The organism is Ochrobactrum teleogrylli (assembly GCF_037482325.1).
In the GTDB taxonomy this organism is placed as follows: Bacteria; Pseudomonadota; Alphaproteobacteria; order Rhizobiales; family Rhizobiaceae; genus Brucella; species Brucella teleogrylli.
Window position 1 is genome coordinate 2,169,526 of the sequence record NZ_JBBHKQ010000001.1, and the last position, 22,778, is coordinate 2,192,303.

Consider the following 22,778-nt stretch of genomic DNA (forward strand, 5'->3'; position numbering starts at 1 on the left):
TTTCCTGGGCCTGTAAATTAGCAACCATTGAGTTGCCAATTACGGAGGATTTACACCATGACCCTTGCAAGCACGACAGATCGCATTGAGAAAACCGTCGATATTCGCGCAGGCATTGACCGCGTTTGGCGCGCCCTGACCGACCATGACGAGTTTGGAAGCTGGTTTCGCGTCAAGATCGATGGCCCGTTCGTCGTCGGCACCGCTTCGACCGGCCACATCACCTATCCGGGCTTTGAGCATGTGCGCTGGGAATCCTTCGTCAAGGATATGGAGGCGCCGAACTATTTTGCCTTCACCTGGCATCCTTATGCGATCGAGCCCGATGTCGATTATTCCAAGGAGCCGCCGACGCTGGTGGAATTCAAGCTAGAACCGATCGAGAGCGGCACCCGCCTGACGGTTGTTGAAAGCGGTTTCGATGCCCTGCCCGCCGAGCGCCAGCCATTGGCACTGCGCATGAACGATGGCGGCTGGCAGGAGCAGGTCGGCAACATCAAGGCCCATGTCGAAAAATGAATGAAAGCCCGGCCAGTCACGCCATGGAAATATCCGCTATTTTCGGGGCGCTTGCCGACCCGACCCGACTTGCGCTCATCGAAACATTGAGTGACGGTGAGAGCCGCTCCATCGTGGTGCTGTCGCAGAATGGCAGCATCACACGGCAAGCCGTGACCAAGCACCTGTCCGTTCTCGAACAGGTTGGCCTTGTGCAGCGGGAAAAGATCGGGCGGGAAAGTCACTTCCGCCTGCATCCTGCTCCACTTGTCGATGCCCGCGCCTATCTGGCGGCCGTTTCGACGCAGTGGGACGATGCCTTGCAGCGCCTGCGCCATTTCGTGGAAGATTGAAAATCATACAGTCGACACAAAATAGATAATACGAAAACACCCGCCAGTGACACTGGCGGGTGTTTTCCAATGCAAGGCAATCGGCCTGATCAGTGCAGGATCTGGCTGAGGAACAGCTTGGTGCGTTCGTGCTGCGGATTGTCGAAGAACTCGTTCGGCGAGTTCTGTTCGACAATCTGGCCCTGATCCATGAAGATCACGCGATTGGCGACCTGACGGGCAAAGCCCATTTCGTGCGTCACGCAGATCATGGTCATGCCTTCGGCGGCAAGGCTCACCATCGTATCAAGCACTTCCTTGACCATTTCCGGATCGAGCGCAGAAGTCGGTTCGTCAAACAGCATGACTTTCGGATTCATGCACAGCGCACGGGCAATTGCCACGCGCTGCTGCTGGCCACCGGAGAGCTGGCCCGGATATTTATTAGCCTGCTCCGGAATTTTCACGCGCGCCAGATAATGCATGGCGATTTCTTCCGCCTTTTTCTTCGGCATCTTGCGCACCCAGATCGGGGCCAGCGTGCAGTTTTCCAGAATGGTCAGATGCGGAAAAAGGTTGAAGTGCTGGAACACCATGCCGACTTCGCGGCGCACTTCATCGATCTTCTTCAGATCGTTGGTGAGTTCGATACCGTCAACGACGATCTTGCCCTTCTGATGCTCCTCCAGACGGTTGATGCAGCGGATCATCGTCGATTTGCCGGAACCAGACGGACCAGCCACGACGATACGTTCACCGCGCATGACCTTCAGGTTGATGTCGCGCAGAACGTGAAACTCACCATACCACTTATGCATATTGGTGATTTCGATGGCGACATCGGTTTTGGAAACCTGCATCTTGGAGCCGTCGACATCGACACCGAGCTCGGATTGCGGGAGGGCGCTTTGTGCACTCATTCCATTATTCCCTTTTGTTCTTTTTATCGTTTGTGACCCGTGTCGAGCCGTCGTTCCATGAATATAGAGTATCGCGACATAGCGAAACAGAAAATCCAGAAAACGAAGCCCGCAAAAATAAGGCCGGTAGCAGGCGTCTGTGGAGAAGCCCAATTGGCATCGGAGAAATTCTGGCGAACAATACCCAGAAGATCGAACATGCCGATGATGTAGACGAGGCTCGTATCCTTGAAGAGACCGATGAAGGTGTTCACGATGCCGGGAATCACCAGTTTCAGCGCCTGCGGCAGGATGATGAGACCCGTCTTCTGCCAGTAGCTGAGGCCGAGCGCATCCGCGCCTTCATATTGCCCGCGCGAAATGGCCTGTAGTCCGCCGCGCACCACTTCCGCCATATAGGCCGAGGCAAACAACGCCACGCCGATCAACGCACGCAGCAGTTTGTCGAAGGTGACACCCGGCGGCAGGAACAGTGGCAGCATGACGCTCGCCATGAACAACACTGTGACCAGCGGAACACCGCGCACCATCTCGATGAAAATGATGCTAAATGTCTTGATGACAGGCAGATGCGACCGGCGACCGAGCGCCAGCAAAATGCCGAGCGGCAGTGAGACGGCAATGCCCACGAAGGACAGAACCAGCGTCACCAGAAGGCCGCCCCAAAGCGGCGTTTCCACGAAGGACAGGCCAAACCAGCCACCAACCAGCAGGAAGAAAGCGACGAACGGAAACACGAAGAAGAACAGAATGGCGTTGAGCGCCTTCTGCGGCACCTTCGGGATCAGCAGCGGTACCAAAAGCACGACGAAGATCAGCGCCGTGAGATTGACCCGCCACCGCTCATCGATCGGATAGCGCCCATAGATGAACTGCTCATACTTGGCCTGAACAAAAGCCCAGCACGCGCCGGACCAGCCATCCGGCTGTGCGCCGCCCTGCGCAACGGTCAGACAGGCGGTGCGGTCGGTTCCGCTCCACACCGCATTGATGAAGAGCCACTGAATCGCCGAAGGCAGAAACCAGACCAGCAGAAACAGAGCGAAGATCGTCAGGGCCGCATCGGTTGGAGAAGCGAAGAGATTGACGCGCAGCCAGTGCGAAAAGCCCTGTACGGAACGCGGCGGCTTTTCGCTATCGACCATTTGCGTGCGGATATATTGGAGATCGGCATTTTCCATGGTCATCTCTCCACCAGCGCCATTTTGGCATTGAACCAGTTCATGAGGGCGGATGTAACCAGACTGATGCCCAGATAGATCACCATCCAGATCGCCACGACTTCAACCGACTGGCCCGTCTGATTGAGGATCGTGCCGCCGACGGCGACCAGATCCGGATAGCCGATGGCGATTGCCAGCGAGGAATTCTTGATAAGGTTCAGATACTGGCTCGACAGTGGCGGAATGATGATGCGCAGCGCCTGCGGCACGATGATCAGCCGCATCGTCGGGCCGGGCCGCATGCCCACAGCATAAGCGGCTTCAGTCTGCCCTTTGTTGACGCCAAGAATGCCTGCGCGCACCGTTTCGGCAATGAACGACGCCGTATAGAAAGACAGAGCCAGAAACAGCGCCAAAAATTCCGGTTTGACCTGCGCGCCACCCGTCAGATTGAACGTCCCGAGTTTCGGGACATCGAAGGATACCGGAAAACCGGTCGCGATGAAGGCAAGTAGCGGCAGACCAATGATCAAAGCGATCGCGACACGGATTGTATGGAAGGGCTGCCCCGTCGCCATCTGCCGGCGCTTGGCCCAGCGCGCCACCACGAAAGAGGCGACAATGCCCAATGCGAGCGCCGCCAGTATCAGCCACGCCCCCTCACCCCAGACTGGCGCGGGCATGAAGAAACCGCGCGTATTGATATAGGTGTGCAGCGGTCCGCTGATGCTCTCGCGCACATTCGGCAAGGTGGCCAGAATGCCGAAATACCAGAAGAAAATGACCAGCAGCGGCGGAATGTTGCGAAACACCTCGACATAGACCGTGCAGATCTTTCGGATCAGCCAGTTGCGCGACAGACGACCGATACCGACAAGAAAGCCGATGATCGAGGCCGTGATAACGCCCAAGCCCGCCACATAGAGTGTGTTGACCAGACCGACCAGAATGGCCCGGCCATAGGTGGAATCGCTGTTATAGGAAATCAGTGTCTGGCTGACATCGAAACCCGCGCGACCGTTCAGAAAGCCGAAGCCGGAGGCGATATTCGCGCGCTGAAGATTGGTGATCGTGTTTCCGACGATCCAGTAGATCGAGCCTACGACCGCGACGAACACAATCACCTGATAGAAGATGCCGCGAACGCGCGGATCGTAGAGAAGTGAGGTTCCACCGCCATCATGGCGTTCGGTTGCAGAATAGGAAGCCATATGTTTCCCGTATCTTGGGGCTCTGGCGCAAATTTTTCGGAACGGAAACGGCGCTCCCAAACGGAAGCGTAATTCTCGAAACGTCAATGCAGCCGAACCATACTTTTTTGCGACGGGCCGGTTCAAATGTCTGGCCAGCGAAATGCTATGCGCTCTTGTGGGCAAACGCCCATTTCAAATGCCTGCTACGAAACAGGTCCGATCCCGAGGGAAACCTGTTCTCAGGGAAATAAAGAGCTGACAAATCCGGCATGAGGCGGGTGCAAATGCCCCCACCCCATGTCAGATGCAAAAGCCGTCGTCCTTAGCGGATCGGCATGCCGTATTGCAGGCCACCCTTCGTCCACTGGGCATTGAGGCCGCGCGCGATCTTGAGTGGACTGCCGCTGCCGAGATTGCGTTCGAACAATTCGCCGTAATTGCCGACGCCCTTGATGATCTTGACGACCCAGTCATTGTCGAGGCCGAGATCGGTACCGATCTTCGTATCGGCTTCGGTGCCAAGCAAGCGCTTGATTTCGGGGTTGTCGGAGTTCTTCATCTCATCGACATTGGCCTTCGTGATACCGAATTCTTCGGCGTTCAACAGGGCATAATGGGTCCAGCGGATAACGTCTGCCCACTTGGAATCGCCCTGACGGACAGCTGGTCCAAGCGGCTCCTTCGAAATGATTTCCGGCAGGATGACGTGATCGTCCGGATTGGCGAGCGTCAGGCGGATCGCATAAAGGCCGGACTGGTCGGTGGTATAAGCGTCGCAACGACCGGAATCGTAAGCCGCATTGGCTTCATCGACCTTTTCGAAGACGACCGGATTATATTCCATTTTGTTGGAGCGGAAATAATCGGCCATGTTCAGTTCGGTCGTGGTGCCAGCCTGAACGCAGATCGAAGCGCCGGAAAGCTGAAGCGCCGAATTGATGCCGGAAAGCTTCTTCGAATTGATCATGAAGCCCTGGCCGTCGAAATAGTTCACGCCCGCGAAATCAAGACCGAGCGACGTATCGCGGCTGATAGTCCAGGTGGTGTTGCGGATCAGAACATCCACTTCACCAGACTGCAATGCCGTGAAGCGTTCCTTGGCATTGAGCGGCGTAAACTTCACCTTGGTCGGATCGCCAAATATCGCGGACGCGACCGCGCGGCAATAATCCACGTCGAAGCCCGACCATTCGCCCTTGTCGTCCGGCGAAGCAAAACCGAGAAGACCGGTGTTGACGCCACATTGCAGGAAGCCCTTTGCCTTCACATCCGAAAGCGTGTCGGCAGATGCCCCTGAAGCCGCGCCGAACAGCGCTGCCGCACCCAATAACCCCATTACGATTGTATTTTTCATCTGGCCTGCAACCTTTTTGTTCCCTGGAAACGTCGGGCAAACTGCCCGTGCGTCTCTCTCGTTGTTGTTGCATAGGTTTTTCCGGGAAAAGCGTTGCGCTCGTCCTCAACCCCACGCTGCATAGCAGACCGCCTCTCGCCCTGACCAGTTTATCCGGCCTCTTGATTATTTTCGAGCACAGCGGCGCCTGTCGCCTTCACCGCCTTATCGAAGGCGATATTTGGGCATTGGTCAAGTTAATAACGGCGGCAAAATCCGCGTTTCGTGGAAAAGCCCGAAACAGCGGTTCAATTTTTTACACGGTTTCCCAATTTCTGGGTAGCGCGGCTAACAAAGTGTGAGGTTCGACACTTGCTGGAATCTCGAAAGTGAAAATAGAGTAATAACAGTTATTTAAATGAACATAGCCCTAGCGCGGCTGTCGAAAACAGCCGCGGTCAGGGCCAGAATCACACAGTGGGGAGCGTGTGCTTATCATCCAGTGAAAAAATAATATTTCGCGTCGCCATGTAGCGCGCCACCCACCAGGTTGCGAGCAATCCAATCGTACAACCTGCCACAATGTCGGTCGGGAAATGCGCTCCGGCAGCAAGCCTGCTGATGCAGAACAACAGACCGATAACGATAATCGGAAAGCGCCAGCGTGGCAGAAAAATGCTCAGCGACATCATCATGATACCCGCCATCATCGAATGGCCCGACGGGAAACTCTCATAGAGAAACTCACCCTTGAACGGCGAGAAATAGGCTGCACCATATTGATCGAGCAGAAACGGGCGCGCGCGACCGATGGCAAGCTTGCCGATTTCCGTTGGAATACTGCCCGCGACGATGGATGCCAATACCAGCGTGGCCCAACCGTGCCAGCGCATGAGAATGGGGCGCATCTGCCCCCGATAACCGGGCGACAAGATGAAAGCCGCCACGAGCCAGACGATCAGCGCCACCGCCAGCCACACCAGCGTGCGGATCGCGTCGGTCACGGTTCGCAGGATTTCCATGACGATATTGGTGCTTCCAGCCGCCGCACGAACGATATCGGCGTCCCATAGGTGCAGGATCAGGATGATGAAGGGCAGCAGCACGACGATTGCTGTCATCTGCATCGTCCAGGAATAGGGAGCTCCCTTATAAGCAGGACGCAGAAAGGAGCGGATAAGTTCAATGGCCGCATATACCGGATTGAGAAGCGTGTTTTTCATATCCGGTGATGACATTCCATTATTCCCTTTTCGCATCGCATCTTGCACTTCGAGCACTGACCACAGGGTTGCATCCAGCCCAGACGCGGCTTATCGAATGAACTTCAAAACATTCCGTTATCGGCGGAATCATTGATCTTTCTGCCAACCGCATCTGGCCGCATCCGGTAGACGGTACGACCATGCAGAGCTCTCTAAAAGAGAACCGGCGGAACGCATGCAACACGGTCTGGAGGCAATTTCGTGGCTAAGCAGCAAGTCAACACGGCGAAACTGGGGATAAACACTCGACTGGCGCATGATGGCTATCAGCCACGCGACTATCACGGCTTCGTCAATCCGCCGGTTGTCCGCGCCTCGACCGTGCTTTTCCCGGATGCCGAGACCATGGCGACCGGCAACCAGAAATATACCTATGGCACGCGCGGAACGCCCACCAGCGATGCGCTTTGCGATGCGATCAATGCACTGGAAGGCTCTGCCGGAACCGTCTGCGTTCCGTCCGGTCTGGCGGCTGTGACCGTGCCACTGCTGGCCTTCCTGTCTTCCGGCGATCATGCTCTGCTGGTGGATTCGATCTACAATCCGACCCGTCATTTTGCCGATACGATCCTCAAGCGCATGGGCGTGGATGTCGAATATTACGACCCGGAAATCGGCGCGGGCATCGCGGCTCTGATGAAGCCCAATACCAAGGTGGTCTTTACGGAATCGCCCGGCTCCAACACTTTCGAGATGCAGGACATTCCGGCCATCGTTGAAGCTGCCCACAAAGGCGACGCCATCGTGATGATGGACAACACCTGGGCAACCGCAGTCTATTTCAAGGCGCTCGACTTCGGTGTGGATGTTACGATTCACGCCTCGACCAAATATCCATCCGGCCATTCCGACATTCTGTTCGGCACCATTTCCGCCAACGAGAAATGCTGGCCGCAGCTTCTCGAAACCCACGGCACGCTTGGGCTTTGCGCCAACCCCGACGATACCTATCAAGTCCTGCGCGGCATGCGCACCATGGGCATCCGGCTGGAGCATCACCGCAAGAGCGCACTGGAAGTTGCCCATTGGCTCGAAAGCCATCCCGCAGTCGCACAGGTTCTGCACCCTGCCCTTGAAAGCCATCCCGGCCACGAAATCTGGAAGCGCGATTTCACCGGCTCGTCGGGCATCTTCTCGTTCGTTCTGAAAGAAGGCGGACAGGCGGAAGCCCATGCTTTCCTCAACGCGCTGGAAATCTTCGGCCTTGGCTATTCCTGGGGCGGTTATGAAAGCCTCGCGCTGCAGGTGCGCGTTGCCGACCGCCTGATTGCCAAGGGCAATTATCCAGGACCGGTCATCCGGCTGCAGATTGGTCTGGAAGATGTTGCCGATATCATCGCAGATCTTGAAAAAGGCTTTGCCGCGATCTGACGGGCATAATCGAGTGCGAGCGCATGCCCGGCACCTTGCAGCAGCCGGAATGCGCTCTATACTTTTCGCAAAGTGCTTTCAGTGGCACCATATGCGCGGTGGTTTGACGGAAAACCATCAGCGCTAAAGGACGATATCATGATGAATGCGGTTTTCATTATTCAGGGTTTCATCGCCATAGGTCTGGCCGTCCTGGCGATTGCGGTCATTCTGCGCTATCGCCGCTAACCACTGTTTTCGCTGCAAATTCTCCTTTATTTTCGAGCAACCGATTTCAAGGCGAATCGTTCTTATTGCATCACTGCACTTACGGAGGACACAGAAATGCGGAAAGTAGCACTTGGACTGGTGGCGCTGATGGCAATTTCAGGCTGCACCACCACTGAAAAAGATATTTCCATCGGTACGGGTGCAGGCGCGATTATCGGCGGCATCGCCGGCGGCGGGCGGGGTGCTCTGATCGGTGCAGGTGCAGGCGCGCTTGGTGGTCTGCTCGTGCGCGAATTGCGCAATGGCAATTGCGAATACCGCAACCGTCATGGCAAAATCTACGTGGCGCGCTGCAAACGCTAAGCCCGGACCCACCAAGCAAACGTATACAAAAGCGCCGGATATCCCGGCGCTTTTTCTTTGTCCCGTATATTGCTTTTCTCACCGATTGCCCTGACGTCCGACTGTTTACCAAGTTCCAAAGAGGAACTTTCGCCCGACAGCCTCGTTTCATAAAAGATTGTCGTCATTCATCGTGTTCATTCAGGGAGATGTTCGATGAAACTCGCTTTGAGAGCTGCCCTTGTGGCGTTGGGAGTCTTGTCGGCTGGCGCGGCACAGGCCGCAAACGCCATCTCCACCGCCAATCTCAATATCCGCACCGGCCCCAGCACCAGCTATCCGTCCATGGGCGCCATCCCGGGCGGCGCGCCGGTGACAGTACACGGCTGCACCTCGGGTTATGGCTGGTGTCAGGTGAGCTATGGCGGAACCCATGGCTGGTCGTCGTCACGCTATATCGCGTTTCAGGAAGGAACGGTCGGCAGCGGCTATTCCAATGATTTCGGACGTAACGCAGCCCTCATCGGCATTCCGCTGATCGCCGGTGTGGCCATCGGCTCCGCGCTCAATGATCGCGATGATTACTATTATCGTCGCGGTTATTGGGGTCGCCCTGACTATCGCTATCGTAACCGGAACTGGGATCGTCCCGGCTGGCACGGCGGACGCCCGGGCGGTCATGGCCCACGTGCCTATATCCGCCCACGCGGCAACGAACCGCGCTAAGCCGGCCACGAGATCAAAAAAATGGCGGGGTTTTTTGCCCCGCCATTTTCCGATCATTCAGACACGGTCTGCGGATTAAGGTTCAGCATCGGGATGGAGCTGTTCGGCAACATGGTCGATGGCAACTGGCCGTTCCATCTTTCCGCCTGTGTCAGCGATACGAGACCCGGATTATCCCGCAGCGCGTCACCACGCGCCTTGATGGCGGTTGCTTCCGCCTCGCCCCTCAGACGAATAGCTTCCGATTCCGCTTCGGCTTGAAGACGCACGGCATCGGCCTGCGCTTCGGCTTCCGCACGGCGCGCATCAGCTTGCGCCTTGGCCTGCGTGACGGTGATTTCCGCCTGCACCTTTTCGCGCTCGGCATTCTGGCGCAAACGCTGCACTTCGACTTCCGCCAGCATGCGCTGCTCGATGGATTGTTCATAGGCATCGGAGAAGTCGATATTCTCAATCTGGACGCTGTCGACAACCACCGGCCCACGTACGCTGCTCTGGATGGCTTCTGCGATCTCCTGATTGAGACGGCTGCGCTCCTGAATGGCCGTCACGGCATTGAACTTGCCGAACACCGTCTTGCTCTCCTCGAAAACGCGACGCTCGACCAGACGCGACAGCAGGCCGTCCTCGCCGCCGTAATTGGCGTAGACTTCCTCGACGCGATCAGGCGGGATGCGATAATTGACCGACAGATTCATGGTCGCCGGTTGCTGGTCGCGGCTATAGGCTTCCATCTGGTTATAGATCGCCGCCTTCGACTGTACCGAAACGCGAACGATGGAATCAATCAAGGGAATCTTGAAACCCAGTCCCGGCTGCGCGACCCCGGCGACCGCGCCATATCGCAGAACGACACCGCGTTCGCCTTCGTCGATCGTGTACCATGAGCCCAGAATAACGCTGAGCAAAACCAGACCGATGAACCCGGCCACCGCCGTTGGAATATAACGCATGCCCTCTCCTCTTCACTTATTAAAGCTTTGCTGAAATACACGCGAAAGCTGTAAACAAGAAAGACAATCGGGCTCTATCCACCGGATATCGACAGTTTTACTGACAATGACAGGGATCAAACCGGCTTATGATCTGCTGGTATAGGGGAAGCAGATCATAGAATTGGGTTTGTCCTTGTTGGGGCAGCATTTCTGCGGGGGTGCGACGATACAACCATCCGCTTGTCCGTCGGACGCCGCATAGGCAATCGGAGTGAGAAAAACAATAGCAAACGATACTGCGAGAAACACGAGCTTCATAACAACCTTTCCGACGAGAAGACCGGCGCCTTTAAGCGCGATTCTCACCGTCGCGGTATTCCAAGTCCTCAGGACCAAGAACCGGCGTGCAAATCCATGCGCGCAACATTTCCCACGGGATGAACGCATGGAGGCAGAACGAAACGGAAATTTGGGAAAGGTGGCGATCCCGGCAGGATTCGAACCTGCGACCTACGGCTTAGAAGGCCGGTGCTCTATCCAGCTGAGCTACGGGACCACGTCTTTGAAAAGTCGAAGACATTTTGAGCGCTTCGGGCTTCAGTAAAAGCCCGAGCGATCATATTCCGGCCTTAGCGCGATGACCAAGACCGGGCAAGCTGTCAATGCGTCCAGGGCATCGTGCGATCGAAGCGGAAATTGTCCGAATAGGACACTTTGCGGCGCTTCGGTTCGTTCGGCTCGGCAACGCGATAGGCAATGCCATAGCGCTTTGCATAAGCGATGGCGTCTTCCTGGCTATCAAAAGCGAGACGGATCTGGCTTTTCATATCGCCTGACGACGTGTAGCCCATCAATGGCTCGACCTTGCGCGGGCTTTCCGGCTCGTATTCGAGGATCCATTGATCTGTCTTGGCCTGACCGGACTGCATGGCAGTCTTAGCTGGACGGAAAATGCGTGCAACCATTTGAAGAACCTTGGACTATGCTCTTGCCGCCCCCAAAAGGGCTCTGAATTTCAACAAGGCAATAGTAGACCCACCAACCCATGTCAACGCGATAAAGACGCGCGCCACAAGCCAAGCACAGGATAGCTTGGTTTTTTCAGGTCAATCATGGTGGGGAAAACATGGTCGGAGCGGCAGGATTCGAACCTGCGACCCCCTGATCCCAAATCAGGTGCGCTACCAGACTGCGCTACGCTCCGTGGCCCTTTCGGACGTTGAGTTCCCTAGAGAATTCGCTTTCCTAAGGCAAGAGCTATTTTCAAACTTTCATAAAAAAATCGAACAGTTGACGCAAGAGTTGGACCCGCCCCTGCCAAAAGCTCGCTTGAATGCACCGGCTTGCGCATCGCAAGCCGGTGCAAATTCGCGGATAGAATCAGTCTTCCGAGCCGTAAGCGTCGAAATCGAAATATTTGTCGTTGATTTCCTTGTATTTTCCATTCGCACGGATGGCCTTGATGGCGACGTTGAACTTTTCAACCAGTTCCGGACGTCCCTTCTTCAGGGCGACGCCCACGCCAACACCGTGAATTTCCGGGTCGGGCGGATAGGTGCCGACCATCTTGCAGCAGGCGCCATCCGGTGTCTTCAGCCATTCGGCCAGCGTGACGCTGTCATCATTGGCGGCATCGAGGCGACCATTGGCCAGATCGAGGCGATATTCGTCAGCGGTCGGATAAGCCTTGATCGTGCTGTCGGTGAAGGCGTGTTCGGCATAATTGGCATGGGTGGTGGAAACCTGCACGCCGACCGTCTTGCCTGCAAGGTCCGCCTTGGTCACGCCCTTGATGTCGCTATCCTTCGGAACCGCGACGCCGGGAGGCGTGTTGTAATATTTGTTGGAGAAATCGACCTGCTTCTTGCGCTCTTCCGTGATCGACATGGACGATACATAGGCGTCGAATTTATCGGCCTGCAACGCCGGGATCGTGCCGTCCCATTCCTGCGTGATGAACGTGCACTCGGCCTTCATTTCATCGCAAAGCGCCTTTGCGATATCCACGTCGAAACCAGCCAGGGTGCCATCCGGCTTAATGAAATTGAACGGACGATAGGCGCCCTCGGTGCCGATGATGAGTTTCAGCGGTGCTTCGGCATTTGCAGCAGTCGTTGCCAGTCCGCCGATCATGGTTGCCATCGTCGCCACCGAAGCAGCCACGACGATACGCTTCAAGACACGCATGCTAAGTTCTCCCAATTTGCTTTGGCTGGTTCCCTTATTGATGTGCCGACCCAGCCGCCGGCAGGGTAATCACAACCAGTCAATGCAAATTGACGACTCGCAGTGCCTTCCCCCGCCCTATCATTAGATATTTCCCCGGAGACTACAAAATGTCTTTTCGTGGGGAAGTCCGGGCGGACAATTGACTTTGCGACCGGCTGGTTTATTGAGGCTCTGCCGAAAAATTCCAGGCCGGTTGGTTATTCCGGTGCCCGTTAGACGCGGGAATCAACCGCTTCAGCGAACCCACGGCACCTAACCTTCTCTTGGTGGTGCTGTGCTCTTCTTCGGATCGAAATCCCTAAAGACCGCTTCACGCCTATCTGTTTGTGGAGTTTTCCGAATGTCGCCCAAGACACTTATTCTCGCTCAGGCGTTGATCTCATGCATGATGGCTTTTCTGATGACGGGATTCATGGGCTTCCTGCATCTCGGCCCGACTGAAGCCTGGCTTCATGATTGGGTCAGCAATTTCGTGATTGCCTGGCCGGTCGCCTTCTGCTTTTCGCTGGTCGTCGGGCGCATCGCGTTCAAGCTGGCTTTTGCCATGACTGGCCCGTCGAAAAAAGCCTGATTGGCGCTGGCGCACAAAGTCCTTTTCCGCCGCGCCGCTTCATCGGTGCCCGGCGGCAAAGGGCGAATGCCGCTCTAACTGCCCGGTTCTACCCGAACAGCCCGACAAACATCCACACGACGAGGGATGCCATCAGACTGACAATCAACACGGTCAGAACCTGGGTTCCCTGCCTGCCCTGACGAACATTCTGTGCCTCGAATTCCTTCGGCGGCAATGCGCGCGTGACCATGACAGCCTCCTCTCAAAGAGGCCTTCCAATATGCGCTGAAATAACGACGAAAAAGCGGCCTGTATTGGCGCATGCTTTTCCCGAATCAGAACAAGTTCTGACGTTACGTCATTTGAACAAGCACAGACTTTTCTCCTGCACGAGCAGCATATCCATGCCTAAAGTAGCAGAAGAGCCCGAATTGACAGTCCTGGTAAAGTAAGTTTACCAATCAATCGTCTAAAGAAGTCAACAATCAGCAATAGGCACGTCCGGGGAGAGGATGGTGTCCGTTGCCTCTTCATCGGCAGACAGACCGGTGAAGCATTTTGCATTGAAGAGAGGAACGTTTTTCAGTCCAGGAAGGGAGGAAACCATGCCCTGGAATCAAGTATACGACCCTTTGGGCAGCATGTTCTGGTCAACATTGCTTGCCGCTTTGCCAATTGTCGTCCTGTTGGGCGGCATCGGCTTTCTCCATATGAAAGCTCATACTGCAGCAATACTCGGTCTTCTGACCGCTCTCATCATCGCCGTTGTAGGATTTGGTATGCCCGCCGACAAGGCAGGCGCAACTGCCGTCTATGGCGCGGCCTACGGGCTTTTGCCCATCGGCTGGATTATCCTGAACGTCATTTTTCTCTATCGCCTTACTGAACAGACCGGGCAATTCAACATTCTGCGCGATTCGATCGCCGGGATTACGCCGGATCGCCGTCTGCAGCTGCTGTTCATCGCCTTTTCCTTCGGTGCCTTCTTTGAAGGTGCGGCTGGTTTTGGCACGCCTGTCGCGGTCACTGCGGCGATGCTCATGGGGCTGGGCTTTGCCCCTCTCCCAGCTGCTGGCCTGTCGCTGATCGCAAACACCGCGCCTGTGGCCTATGGCGCGCTTGGAACACCAGTCATCGCGCTTTCCGCCGTGACCGGCATCGATCTTCTGCAACTATCAGGCATGATCGGGCGGCAATTGCCGTTCTTCTCGGTTATCGTGCCCTTCTGGCTGATCTAGGCCTTTGCCGGACGCAAAGGCATGCTGGAAGTCTGGCCTGCCTTGCTGGTTGCCGGTGTGGCCTTTGCGATTCCGCAATATCTGGTTTCAAACTTCCATGGTCCGTGGCTGGTCGACGTGGTTGCCGCCGTCTGTTCCATGGCAGCGCTCGCCGGATTTCTGAGAATATGGCAGCCGAAACGCATCTGGACTTCCACCAGTCTCGATGCCGACGAAGTCGCCGCGCCCTATACGCCACCGCAGCAACATGCGAGCGGAATCGTTTTCCGTGCGTGGTTGCCATGGCTGATTCTGTCAGTCTTCGTGTTTCTGTGGGGCACGCCACAGTTCCGTGCATGGCTCGACTCACTCTGGGTGCTGAAAGTGCAGGTACCTTATCTGCATAATCTGGTGTTCAAAGTGCCGCCCGTCGTCGCCGAAGCTCATGCGGAAGCGGCGGTCTATACGCTCAATCTGCTGTCGGCCACAGGGTCGGGCATCCTGCTTTCCGCCATCGTGGCGGGGCTGGTTCTGGGCTTCAATCCGTTCAAGCTGCTGAAGGAATACGGCAAGACTGCCTATGTGGTGCGCTTCTCGCTCATCACCATCGCGGCCATGCTGGCGCTGGGCTATGTCACCCGCTATTCCGGTACGGATGCCACGCTTGGTCTTGCATTCGCGCAGACCGGCTGGGTCTATCCGTTCTTCGGCGCAATGCTGGGTTGGCTCGGCGTTGCCCTCACCGGCTCGGACACGGCATCCAACGTTCTTTTCGGCGGCTTGCAGAAGATTACCGCCGAGCAGCTCGGGCTCTCGCCGGTACTGATGGCTGCCTCCAACTCGTCGGGTGGCGTCATGGGCAAGATGATCGATGCGCAATCCATCGTTGTCGCGTCCACGGCAACCCAGTGGTACGGGCATGAGTCGAAGATCCTGCGCTATGTGTTCTTCCACTCGGTTGCGCTGGCGTCGCTCATCGGTCTTCTCGTGATGGCACAGGCCTATCTGCCGCCATTTACCCATATGGTTCCGGCGGAAACCCTGCCTGCCATAACGCACTGATTGCCGATCAAGTCCGCAACAACCCACGCGAGCGCATGGCCGCGTGGGTTTTCTTTATCGGAACCGATGGCGCATTCGGGCGTTCCATTCTTACCCCTCACGTTAAGGAGTTGAATGTGAACAGAAACGGGCTTTATCTGATTATCGGCGCATTGATCGTCGTTGCCACCGGTCTGGCTTTTTACGTCTATCGCGAAGAGACGAAACCCGCCGGGATCGAGTTAAAAATCGGAGAAGGCGGTGTTTCCGTCGAGGAAAACTGACCTCTAAAAAGGTTATAAACATATAAACCGATTTAGATTTCAAGTGCTTACGCTTTGTGATGCAACGTTCTGGGCAGCTCCGTGTTATCTGCATCGCCAGATGAACGGAGGATCAAAATGAGTATCCAGACTGTTTCCGATGAACTTTATCGTCGTCACGAACGCGAATGGGCACAGTGGCGTGACGCAGTTGAAGAGCAGGAATCGAACCAGAAACAACAGGATAAGGTTTCCGGCGAGACTTCTTGTGACGGCAAGACGTCCGGACACTGATTAGCCTCTTCTCGAAGAATTGGATGCGCCGCGAAAGCGGCGTTTTCCGTTTGTGGCCTGCCCTTGCCCATTAAGCGCCAGGTAACGAAATGCGAAGGAAGACTTGTTAGCGTCTAGCCATCGCGATTCGAACAGGGGTCAGACATATGGCTGCACGGAAGCCCACCCGAAAAGCTGCACCGAAAAAGAGGTCCCGCTCCACCAAGGGCGGATCTGGTTCGTCTGCGCCTGTTCTGGCGTTGGCCGCCATCCTCGGTCTTGGCGCTTTCAGCCTATGGGCCACCTCGCAGCACAAAAGCCCGCAAGCCGCACTGACGGCGCTGTTCCCGCGCTCCGCGACCAATCCTTTTGCATCGACCCCGCCCCGCACGGAAAGCAAGCCCACGGTTACCGCAAAGGCTCCAGAATCGACCGCACTGTCGAAGGAGAAAGACAAGGACTATGGTGCAGCCGTTGGCCCTGTGCCGCGTCCGTCAGCGCCTGTAGCGCCTGTCGCTCCGAAGCCCGTTCAGCAGGCGGCGGCTCAAGCCCCAACTCAAGTCACCGTTCAAGCGCCGAAGCCGCCACGCCCGACCAATCAACTCGTCGCCTCAGCGCCGACCGGCCCGCATATGATGCCGCCGCGTGGCGTCAACACGCCTGCGCATTCGCCTTCGGTCGTCTATGCCCGGACGCAGCTGACCATTCACAAGAATGCATGGGACAAATCCGCAGCCATCGGCACCGTCGCAAAGGGACGCGAGATGCGCTCTTACGGCAAGACAGGGCGCTGGCATCGCGTCATCGTGCCTAAGACCAATATGATTGGCTGGGTTCATGAAGATCAGCTTGTCGGCGGTCGCAACAAGCCCGACAGCGCAACGCTGATCACCGGCTCGGTCACGAAGAAGCCCGAGATCGCTAAAAGCGCGCCTCTACAGACGCAGTCCCGCATCGTCCCGCCCAAGGCGGTTGGAGATAAGAATTAGGCTTTTTTAACTTCCGCAGCCATGGCTGCAATCTGCGGATCGCCACGAAGATATTCAAACCCGGCGCCGGTCAGTGACGACGTGTCCGCTGTCAGATCACCGAACAGCTGCTCATAGAGCCCCTTTTTTCCGAGTGCCGTCAACAGCAGGCGCATCAGCATTGGCGGCACGGGCAGAAGGCGCGTCGGACGCCCCATAGCCTTACGGGCGATGGATACCAGTTGCCGCGTTGAACGTGGTTTGGGTTCAGCCAGATGGAACACCCGCCCCGCGACTTTTTCAGCCGGAGCTTGCGACAGGAAAGCAAGTGCGCGGGCGGCATTCTGCAAGGATACGAAGCTGCGCTGGTTGTTCGCCATGCCGAACGGTAGCGGAAATGCACTATCGCAGAGCTTCATCAAGGCCCGGAGATTGGCGCGTGCACCGGGACCGTAGACGAGTACGGGACGCGCAATGACAACCTCGATGCCGGTCATCGCCAGCAGCGCCGCTTCCGCCTTCGCCTTAGCGCGTCCATAATCGTCGTCTGCCCTCGGCGATAGTGGCATGTCGGGCGTCAACGGCGTTGGATTTCCGGCAATGGTATAGATGGTTGAAACGAAGACGAAGCGTTTCACGCCCGCCTGTTTCGCCTTTTCGGCCAGTTCAACAGTCAGTCGGTGATTGACGGCATCGAAAGCATCAGCGTCCGGTCGTTCCGCGCCCGTGCGATGGGCAAGGGCCGCGCAGTGCACAACGGACTCCGTGCCGGAGAAATACGCATTCGCCAGATCGTTGCGAGAGAGGGGCGTGACCTGATGCCCTTCGTCATACAGCTGCTGCACAAGCGCGCTGCCGATAAACCCGCCTGCCCCCGTGACGACAATCTTCACCGTCAGCCTGCCTTGTCGCCCGTTTGGCCATCCGTATCAGCCAGCACCTGCGCCGCCAGCGCCCGCGTGATGCGGGTTTTCTGTTCCAGAGCCGCCCGGTCGAGCTTGTCGACAATCTGGATCGCAGACAGGAGCGAACGTTCAATCCGGCTGACCAGATAGGTCACGACATGCGGCTCAACGCTGACCTGACGATCGGCAAAAAGCTTGTGAATGACACCCGACAACAAAAGATCGTCCGGCTCGGCGATTTCCACCACGGTGGCCGCTTTCAGCCGCGAAGCGAGATCGGGCAGCTTTACGTTCCAGTTCGCGGGCCACAGGCGCGACGTCATCAGGAGTGACGGCCCGAAACCCTGCGCGGCATGCTGGCGAACGCTGTTGATGAGGTGAAACAGCCCCGTTTCATCGAACGGCGCGCCGCCAATATCGTCAATCAGCACGGCGCGCTCTGCCGCAGCCTGAACGATTTCATCGGTAATCCGCGCGGGATCGACCAGAAGCGCATCTGTACCTGCGCGCCAGATTTCGGCGAGATGCGTCTTGCCCGCGCCGGTAGGCCCGGCCAGGATCGTAACCGGCGATACCCAGTTCGGCCAGCGGTCGATAAGGTCAACCGCCGCACGGTTCGAGCCCGTGACGATCAGGTCTTCGCGGTGATAACCGGGCTGGTGTTCGAGATTCAGCGGAATCTGACGCGGGGCGTCACGCATCGCTGCCTCCCGCACATCCGTCCAGATTGCGGTTCAGTCTCATTTGTCCCTGCCTGCATTCGGGCCTGCATTCTCGCCTGCCTCGATCAGCGGCCCCGCATCCGGGTCGCGACGACGAAAGGCTGGATCGTACATCGGTGAATTGAGATAGCGATTCAAGGCAAAACGCACAAGCACCCCGACTGCCGCCGCAGCGGGCACAGCGACCAGCATTCCGGTGAAGCCGAACAGTGAACCGAACGCGAACAGAGCGAACATCAGCCATACCGGATGGAGGCCAACCGACGACCCAACCAGCTTGGGCTGGAGGATGTTTCCTTCCACGAACTGGCCGATGAAAAACACCGCCGCGACGGCACAGATCATGATCCAGTCTGGCCAGAACTGTACCAGCGCCACACCAATGGCGAGTGCCAGACCGACGAACGAGCCGATATAGGGAATGAAGGAGATCAGACCGGCAAAAAAGCCGATCAGCAGGCCGAAATTGAGCCCCGTCAGGGTCAGTCCCAGGGCATAATACGTGCCCAGAATGAGGCAGAGCGTGCCCTGCCCGCGAATGAAGCCTGCAACCGCTGCATTCATTTCGCGTGCGATCTGGCGCACCGTATGAAGTTGCGCGCGCGGCACCCAGGAATCGATGCGATTGACCATCCGGTCCCAGTCGAGAAGCATGTAGAAGGCGACGACCGGCGTGACGACGAAAAGTCCCGCAATATCGATCAGGGATTTCCCCGAATTCCACAGGGACTGCAGCAGCGTTGTCATGAAACCGGCGCCCTGCTGGACCAGCGCGCTGAGATTTTGCTGAATGACCGAACTGTCGATGCCGATATATTTCTTCAGCCATTGCGAGTTTTCGTTAGCGAGCAACGACTGCAATTGCGTGATGTATCCGGGCAGTTTGGAAATGAAATCGGCAAGCTGCGTCGCCAGAATTGGCACGATGATCATCAGCCCGACGACGAGCGCGATCAGAAAAACCAGCAGGATCACGACAGTTGCAGTCAGACGCGACAAGCCGAAACGCTGGAGCCTGTCAGCCACGGGATCAAGGAAGTAAGCCAGAGCCATGCCCGCCACAAAAGGCAGCAGCACCGAGCTGAACACCACCAGAAACAGAACGAACAAGGCCATTGTCGCGACCCAGAACATCGCCTGACGCCGCACCGTTGTTCCCGTCAAACTGCCGACTTCGACATTGACGTGGATATTGCCATCCGAAGCGATGGCATCCGTCTGGCGAATGACTTTGCTGCCAGCCGTCTGGTTGGTATCTGTTCTGGCGCTTGTCTGGCGTGTCGGCGTCGGCTTCTTGACCATATGGTTCCGTTCTCTGCAAATATCTGCTGGCAAAACAATATCAGAATTGCATTACCGGCATCTTATCGCTGATGCTCGGCTCATTCTGTACTAAGAGTAGACTGGCCCGCGCGAAATGCAAAGCCATGCGACACACGCAGTCATCGGCACGACAACGGCCGATCATGCGAAAAACTGGGCAGAATCCAGCAGAGTTTTGCGCTTTTCCCGCTTCTTGACCTTGCGGGCAGCGCCATCTCGTGGCATTGCGCGCTAGGGTCTGAACTCGATTAGGATTTGGAGCGCGGTATGAGCGAAAATCGCTCAGCTTTAGGAGCGAACGCGAAGGTGGAGTGTATCTCCATCAAGTGTTCGCGACGAAAAGATGAGGGATTTCCGTCATATTCCGAAGGAACGCGGTGGATTTTGTCCCAGAATGCGTCGAAAAGCCCTCATGGAGATTTACTCCATCACGGTCTTTTCTCCTATTCTAAAACAAAATCCAGCTCGCGCCGCGCCCGAAACCTAATCGAGTTTAGACCCTAGTGGATAGCACCCAGTTTCAGGAGCAGGCCATGTCCTCGGAAAACAAGCTCGACGGCCATAATGGCCTGACCTATGCGCAGGCAGGTGTCGATATCGATGCCGGCAACCTGATGGTTGAAAAGATCAAGCCACTCGTGCGTTCGACGCGCCGTCCCGGTGCGGATGGCGAGATCGGCGGTTTCGGCGGCCTGTTCGATCTGAAAGCGGCAGGCTTCAAGGACCCGGTTCTGGTCGCCGCCAATGACGGCGTGGGCACCAAGCTGAAGATCGCCATCGACGCTGACAAGCACGACACCGTTGGTATCGACCTCGTCGCCATGTGCGTGAACGATCTGGTTGTACAGGGTGCGGAGCCGCTTTTCTTCCTCGATTATTATGCCACCGGCAAGCTGTCGCCCGATCAGGGCGTGGACATCGTTGCAGGCATTGCCGAAGGCTGTCGTCAGGCTGGCTCGGCGCTGATCGGCGGCGAAACCGCTGAAATGCCCGGAATGTATCGCGACGGCGACTACGATCTGGCCGGTTTCGCCGTGGGCGCGGCAGAGCGCGACCGGCTGTTGCCGCGCGGCGATATTGCCGAAGGCGATATCATTCTTGGCCTCGCCTCTTCCGGCGTTCATTCCAACGGCTTTTCGCTGGTGCGCCGCATTGTTGAACTGTCCGGCCTCGGCTGGAAGTCCGATGCGCCATTCCAGCCGGGTTCGACGTTGGGTGAAGCGCTACTCACCCCGACCCGCATTTATGTGAAGCCGCTGCTTGCAGCCATCCGCGCTTCGGATGGTATCAAGGCGTTGGCGCATATCACCGGCGGCGGTTTCCCCGACAATATTCCGCGCGTTCTGCCTGAAGGTCTGGCTGCCGAAATCAACCTGACGGCCATCGCCGTACCGCCCGTTTTCTCCTGGCTTGCCAAGACCGGCAACGTGGAAGCCAATGAAATGCTGCGTACCTTCAATTGTGGTATCGGCATGATCGCCGTCGTCACGCCTGAAAAGGTTGACGAAGTGGTCGCGGCCCTCGTGGCTGAAGGCGAACAGGTCGTCACGCTCGGTCGCATGATCGCACGCGAAAAGGACGGCGTCGTCTATAAGGGCACGCTCGCACTATGAGCCGCAAGCGGGCCGTTATTTTCATCTCGGGCGGCGGCTCCAATATGGAGGCGCTGATCCGGGCTGCGCAGGCACCCGACTTTCCGACGGAAATCGTCGCGGTTTTTTCCGACAAGGCAGATGCAGGCGGCCTCGTGAAAGCGCAAGCCGCTGGCGTTGCCACACAAGTTTTCACGCGCAGGGATTTTGCGTCGAAGGAAGAGCATGAAGATGCGATCCTCGCCGCGCTGGCTACGCTGAAGCCTGATTTCCTCTGCCTCGCTGGCTATATGCGGCTTCTGTCCGGGCGTTTTATCGCGCCCTATGAAGGACGCATCCTCAACATCCACCCTTCCCTGCTGCCACTTTTTCCGGGCCTCCACACACATCAGCGCGCTATCGACGCCGGTGTGAAACTTGCAGGCTGCACCGTGCATCTTGTGACGGAAGGCATGGACGAAGGCCCCATTTTGGCTCAGGCTGCCGTGCCGGTCATCGACGGCGACACTGCCGACACGCTGGCGGCACGTGTTTTGAAAGCCGAACATCGGATTTATCCGCTCGTTCTGCGGCAGTTTGCGAATGGCCAGAAGGACGATGATGCGTCTCTAGCCGACGCGATGCTCGTGAGCGCCTGAGGGCGCTTCCGCGCATATGCGCGACAAATTCATCACACCCCGAGTTTTTTGTTAATAAAACTTTAATTTCCCGCAAAAAGCTCTAATTCAGATTTGTAACGGAACTTGCTTCGGCAATCCCCGTTATTGAGACGAGCCTATGCAGCCCCGTCTCTTTCAATATGTGTTCAAGAAGAGGACAAGATCATGTCTCTCCGTTTTTCGACTTCCTTCCTGTCCGCAATGGCCGTCATCTCCGGCATTGCTGTCACCGCTCCCGCCATCGCGGCAGACTTCGTAGCTCCTCCCGCTTCGGGTCGCACGCAGCCGCGTTCGGAAGTCGGCACCCTGACCTGCGACATTTCCCCGGCGATCGGTGTGATCATCGGCAGCCAGCAGGAGGTTGATTGTGTGTTCCGCCCTGCGCGCCGTGGTAATCCTTTGGAACATTACACCGGAACGATCACCAAGCTCGGCGTTGACGTCGGCTTTATCAATGGCGGCACTGTCGCCTGGGCCGTCTGGGCTCCGACCGTTCGTCCGGAAGGCGCACTCAAGGGCCGTTATGTCGGCGCTTCGGCCAATGCAGCCATCGGCATCGGTTTCGGCACGAACATCCTGACGGGTGGTTCTTGGAAGACGATTTCGCTGCAGCCGATTTCGGTTCAGGGCCAGCGTGGCCTCAATGCAGCTGTTGGTGTGTCCAAGCTGAAGCTGAACTACGCCGGTTAATCGTTAGTCTGCTTTACGGAAAAGCCGCGCCGAAGACATTCGGCGCGGCTTTTTA

General features: G+C 56.9%; 24 protein-coding genes, 2 tRNA genes and 1 pseudogene. 13 read left to right on the forward strand and 14 right to left on the reverse strand.

All coding sequences use genetic code 11. The features are described 5' to 3' along the window. The first annotated feature begins 57 nt into the window (after nt 1–57). Together WIX40_RS10170 and WIX40_RS10175 are read left to right on the forward strand one after the other, a co-directional pair. On the forward strand, nt 58–519 hold the full coding sequence (locus tag WIX40_RS10170) for an SRPBCC family protein (RefSeq protein WP_109368710.1): 462 nt from the start codon (nt 58–60) through the stop codon (nt 517–519). Further along, on the forward strand, nt 516–851 hold the full coding sequence (locus tag WIX40_RS10175; protein ID WP_235891988.1) for an ArsR/SmtB family transcription factor: 336 nt from the start codon (nt 516–518) through the stop codon (nt 849–851). Before WIX40_RS10170 ends, WIX40_RS10175 begins: the two co-directional genes overlap by 4 nt. Before the next feature lie 89 nt (nt 852–940). Here the strand turns inward: WIX40_RS10175 and WIX40_RS10180 are convergent, their stop codons facing one another. The 5 genes from WIX40_RS10180 to lpxE form a co-directional block, all read right to left on the reverse strand. Beyond that, complete coding sequence (locus tag WIX40_RS10180) at nt 941–1,750, reverse strand: amino acid ABC transporter ATP-binding protein (protein ID WP_109368709.1); 810 nt, start codon at nt 1,748–1,750, stop codon at nt 941–943. A gap of 23 nt (nt 1,751–1,773) precedes the next feature. Further along, nucleotides 1,774–2,931, reverse strand: a complete 1,158-nt coding sequence (locus WIX40_RS10185) for an amino acid ABC transporter permease (RefSeq protein WP_109368708.1) — start codon at nt 2,929–2,931, stop codon at nt 1,774–1,776. 2 nt (nt 2,932–2,933) lie between these two features. Further along, on the reverse strand, nt 2,934–4,124 hold the full coding sequence (locus tag WIX40_RS10190) for an amino acid ABC transporter permease (RefSeq protein ID WP_109368707.1): 1,191 nt from the start codon (nt 4,122–4,124) through the stop codon (nt 2,934–2,936). Nucleotides 4,125–4,428: 304 nt separating this feature from the next. Further along, complete coding sequence (locus WIX40_RS10195) at nt 4,429–5,460, reverse strand: amino acid ABC transporter substrate-binding protein (protein WP_109368706.1); 1,032 nt, start codon at nt 5,458–5,460, stop codon at nt 4,429–4,431. Nucleotides 5,461–5,909: 449 nt separating this feature from the next. Then, the gene (gene lpxE / locus WIX40_RS10200; protein ID WP_339439840.1) at nt 5,910–6,677 is read right to left on the reverse strand and encodes a lipid A 1-phosphatase LpxE; all 768 of its coding nucleotides are present in this window, start codon (nt 6,675–6,677) and stop codon (nt 5,910–5,912) included. A 228-nt stretch (nt 6,678–6,905) separates the two neighbouring features. Here lpxE and WIX40_RS10205 point away from each other — a divergent pair, with 228 nt between their 5' ends. From WIX40_RS10205 to WIX40_RS10215, 3 genes are all read left to right on the forward strand, one after another. Then, nucleotides 6,906–8,075: a cystathionine beta-lyase gene (locus WIX40_RS10205; RefSeq protein WP_109368704.1), complete on the forward strand. Its 1,170-nt coding sequence runs from the start codon at nt 6,906–6,908 to the stop codon at nt 8,073–8,075. A gap of 324 nt (nt 8,076–8,399) precedes the next feature. Beyond that, the gene (locus WIX40_RS10210; RefSeq protein ID WP_109368703.1) at nt 8,400–8,648 is read left to right on the forward strand and encodes a YMGG-like glycine zipper-containing protein; all 249 of its coding nucleotides are present in this window, start codon (nt 8,400–8,402) and stop codon (nt 8,646–8,648) included. Between the two features lie 195 nt (nt 8,649–8,843). Next, nucleotides 8,844–9,353, forward strand: coding sequence for an SH3 domain-containing protein (locus WIX40_RS10215; RefSeq protein WP_109368702.1), 510 nt, complete (start codon nt 8,844–8,846; stop codon nt 9,351–9,353). 53 nt (nt 9,354–9,406) lie between these two features. Here the strand turns inward: WIX40_RS10215 and WIX40_RS10220 are convergent, their stop codons facing one another. The 5 genes from WIX40_RS10220 to WIX40_RS10240 form a co-directional block, all read right to left on the reverse strand. Continuing rightward, on the reverse strand, nt 9,407–10,306 hold the full coding sequence (locus WIX40_RS10220) for a prohibitin family protein (RefSeq protein ID WP_109368701.1): 900 nt from the start codon (nt 10,304–10,306) through the stop codon (nt 9,407–9,409). A gap of 461 nt (nt 10,307–10,767) precedes the next feature. Then, nucleotides 10,768–10,844, reverse strand: a tRNA-Arg gene (locus tag WIX40_RS10225). A 103-nt stretch (nt 10,845–10,947) separates the two neighbouring features. Further along, on the reverse strand, nt 10,948–11,253 hold the full coding sequence (locus WIX40_RS10230; RefSeq protein ID WP_109368699.1) for an ETC complex I subunit: 306 nt from the start codon (nt 11,251–11,253) through the stop codon (nt 10,948–10,950). 162 nt (nt 11,254–11,415) lie between these two features. Further along, nucleotides 11,416–11,492: transfer RNA gene (locus tag WIX40_RS10235), tRNA-Pro, on the reverse strand. A 176-nt stretch (nt 11,493–11,668) separates the two neighbouring features. Then, nucleotides 11,669–12,475 carry an ABC transporter substrate-binding protein gene (locus tag WIX40_RS10240; protein WP_109368698.1) on the reverse strand — a complete coding sequence of 269 codons (807 nt, stop codon included), beginning with the start codon at nt 12,473–12,475 and terminating at the stop codon, nt 11,669–11,671. Nucleotides 12,476–12,857: 382 nt separating this feature from the next. On the opposite strand from WIX40_RS10240, the gene WIX40_RS10245 reads away from it, so the two are divergent. Next, nucleotides 12,858–13,088, forward strand: coding sequence for a DUF2798 domain-containing protein (locus WIX40_RS10245; protein WP_109368697.1), 231 nt, complete (start codon nt 12,858–12,860; stop codon nt 13,086–13,088). Nucleotides 13,089–13,176: 88 nt separating this feature from the next. Here WIX40_RS10245 and WIX40_RS10250 read toward each other — a convergent pair whose 3' ends face one another. Beyond that, the gene (locus WIX40_RS10250) at nt 13,177–13,320 is read right to left on the reverse strand and encodes a hypothetical protein (protein ID WP_180917957.1); all 144 of its coding nucleotides are present in this window, start codon (nt 13,318–13,320) and stop codon (nt 13,177–13,179) included. Between the two features lie 355 nt (nt 13,321–13,675). Between WIX40_RS10250 and WIX40_RS10255 the strand changes: the two are divergent. From WIX40_RS10255 to WIX40_RS10270, 4 genes and pseudogenes are all read left to right on the forward strand, one after another. Beyond that, nucleotides 13,676–15,349, forward strand: a pseudogene (locus WIX40_RS10255) (L-lactate permease). 35 nt (nt 15,350–15,384) lie between these two features. Then, on the forward strand, nt 15,385–15,612 hold the full coding sequence (locus WIX40_RS10260) for a hypothetical protein (protein WP_181376116.1): 228 nt from the start codon (nt 15,385–15,387) through the stop codon (nt 15,610–15,612). A 117-nt stretch (nt 15,613–15,729) separates the two neighbouring features. Beyond that, the gene (locus tag WIX40_RS10265; RefSeq protein ID WP_167836021.1) at nt 15,730–15,885 is read left to right on the forward strand and encodes a hypothetical protein; all 156 of its coding nucleotides are present in this window, start codon (nt 15,730–15,732) and stop codon (nt 15,883–15,885) included. A gap of 146 nt (nt 15,886–16,031) precedes the next feature. Beyond that, entirely contained in the window at nt 16,032–16,853 is an 822-nt protein-coding gene (locus WIX40_RS10270) for a hypothetical protein (RefSeq protein ID WP_339439841.1), read from the forward strand. Here the strand turns inward: WIX40_RS10270 and WIX40_RS10275 are convergent. From WIX40_RS10275 to WIX40_RS10285, 3 genes are read right to left on the reverse strand one after another with little or no spacing between them, the layout of a single operon-like run. Further along, the gene (locus tag WIX40_RS10275) at nt 16,850–17,725 is read right to left on the reverse strand and encodes an NAD-dependent epimerase/dehydratase family protein (protein ID WP_339439842.1); all 876 of its coding nucleotides are present in this window, start codon (nt 17,723–17,725) and stop codon (nt 16,850–16,852) included. The two genes, WIX40_RS10270 and WIX40_RS10275, sit on opposite strands and share 4 nt — an antisense overlap. A gap of 2 nt (nt 17,726–17,727) precedes the next feature. Beyond that, on the reverse strand, nt 17,728–18,438 hold the full coding sequence (gene hdaA, locus WIX40_RS10280) for a DnaA regulatory inactivator HdaA (protein WP_121535653.1): 711 nt from the start codon (nt 18,436–18,438) through the stop codon (nt 17,728–17,730). 39 nt (nt 18,439–18,477) lie between these two features. Beyond that, the gene (locus WIX40_RS10285; protein WP_109368692.1) at nt 18,478–19,761 is read right to left on the reverse strand and encodes an AI-2E family transporter; all 1,284 of its coding nucleotides are present in this window, start codon (nt 19,759–19,761) and stop codon (nt 18,478–18,480) included. 554 nt (nt 19,762–20,315) lie between these two features. Between WIX40_RS10285 and purM the strand changes: the two genes are divergently transcribed. The 3 genes from purM to WIX40_RS10300 all read left to right on the forward strand — a co-directional run bounded on the left by purM (nt 20,316) and on the right by WIX40_RS10300 (nt 22,723). Further along, entirely contained in the window at nt 20,316–21,395 is a 1,080-nt protein-coding gene (gene purM / locus WIX40_RS10290; RefSeq protein ID WP_109368691.1) for a phosphoribosylformylglycinamidine cyclo-ligase, read from the forward strand. Further along, the gene (gene purN / locus WIX40_RS10295; protein WP_109368690.1) at nt 21,392–22,012 is read left to right on the forward strand and encodes a phosphoribosylglycinamide formyltransferase; all 621 of its coding nucleotides are present in this window, start codon (nt 21,392–21,394) and stop codon (nt 22,010–22,012) included. The genes purM and purN overlap by 4 nt, the downstream gene beginning before the upstream one ends. Nucleotides 22,013–22,198: 186 nt before the next feature. Then, the gene (locus WIX40_RS10300) at nt 22,199–22,723 is read left to right on the forward strand and encodes a DUF992 domain-containing protein (protein ID WP_109368689.1); all 525 of its coding nucleotides are present in this window, start codon (nt 22,199–22,201) and stop codon (nt 22,721–22,723) included. Nucleotides 22,724–22,778: the final 55 nt, after the last annotated feature.

Coding starts and splice junctions, on each gene's coding strand:
- WIX40_RS10230 (WP_109368699.1), bottom strand. CDS start 11,253: ATGGTTGCACGCATTTTCCGTCCAGCTAAGACTGCCATGCAGTCCGGT.
- WIX40_RS10215 (WP_109368702.1), top strand. CDS start 8,844: ATGAAACTCGCTTTGAGAGCTGCCCTTGTGGCGTTGGGAGTCTTGTCG.
- WIX40_RS10170 (WP_109368710.1), top strand. CDS start 58: ATGACCCTTGCAAGCACGACAGATCGCATTGAGAAAACCGTCGATATT.
- WIX40_RS10195 (WP_109368706.1), bottom strand. CDS start 5,460: ATGAAAAATACAATCGTAATGGGGTTATTGGGTGCGGCAGCGCTGTTC.
- lpxE (WP_339439840.1), bottom strand. CDS start 6,677: ATGTCATCACCGGATATGAAAAACACGCTTCTCAATCCGGTATATGCG.
- WIX40_RS10265 (WP_167836021.1), top strand. CDS start 15,730: ATGAGTATCCAGACTGTTTCCGATGAACTTTATCGTCGTCACGAACGC.
- WIX40_RS10250 (WP_180917957.1), bottom strand. CDS start 13,320: ATGGTCACGCGCGCATTGCCGCCGAAGGAATTCGAGGCACAGAATGTT.
- WIX40_RS10270 (WP_339439841.1), top strand. CDS start 16,032: ATGGCTGCACGGAAGCCCACCCGAAAAGCTGCACCGAAAAAGAGGTCC.
- WIX40_RS10175 (WP_235891988.1), top strand. CDS start 516: ATGAATGAAAGCCCGGCCAGTCACGCCATGGAAATATCCGCTATTTTC.
- WIX40_RS10210 (WP_109368703.1), top strand. CDS start 8,400: ATGCGGAAAGTAGCACTTGGACTGGTGGCGCTGATGGCAATTTCAGGC.
- WIX40_RS10285 (WP_109368692.1), bottom strand. CDS start 19,761: ATGGTCAAGAAGCCGACGCCGACACGCCAGACAAGCGCCAGAACAGAT.
- WIX40_RS10300 (WP_109368689.1), top strand. CDS start 22,199: ATGTCTCTCCGTTTTTCGACTTCCTTCCTGTCCGCAATGGCCGTCATC.
- WIX40_RS10180 (WP_109368709.1), bottom strand. CDS start 1,750: ATGAGTGCACAAAGCGCCCTCCCGCAATCCGAGCTCGGTGTCGATGTC.
- WIX40_RS10260 (WP_181376116.1), top strand. CDS start 15,385: ATGGCCGCGTGGGTTTTCTTTATCGGAACCGATGGCGCATTCGGGCGT.
- purN (WP_109368690.1), top strand. CDS start 21,392: ATGAGCCGCAAGCGGGCCGTTATTTTCATCTCGGGCGGCGGCTCCAAT.
- WIX40_RS10190 (WP_109368707.1), bottom strand. CDS start 4,124: ATGGCTTCCTATTCTGCAACCGAACGCCATGATGGCGGTGGAACCTCA.
- WIX40_RS10240 (WP_109368698.1), bottom strand. CDS start 12,475: ATGCGTGTCTTGAAGCGTATCGTCGTGGCTGCTTCGGTGGCGACGATG.
- WIX40_RS10245 (WP_109368697.1), top strand. CDS start 12,858: ATGTCGCCCAAGACACTTATTCTCGCTCAGGCGTTGATCTCATGCATG.
- WIX40_RS10220 (WP_109368701.1), bottom strand. CDS start 10,306: ATGCGTTATATTCCAACGGCGGTGGCCGGGTTCATCGGTCTGGTTTTG.
- WIX40_RS10185 (WP_109368708.1), bottom strand. CDS start 2,931: ATGGAAAATGCCGATCTCCAATATATCCGCACGCAAATGGTCGATAGC.
- hdaA (WP_121535653.1), bottom strand. CDS start 18,438: ATGCGTGACGCCCCGCGTCAGATTCCGCTGAATCTCGAACACCAGCCC.
- purM (WP_109368691.1), top strand. CDS start 20,316: ATGTCCTCGGAAAACAAGCTCGACGGCCATAATGGCCTGACCTATGCG.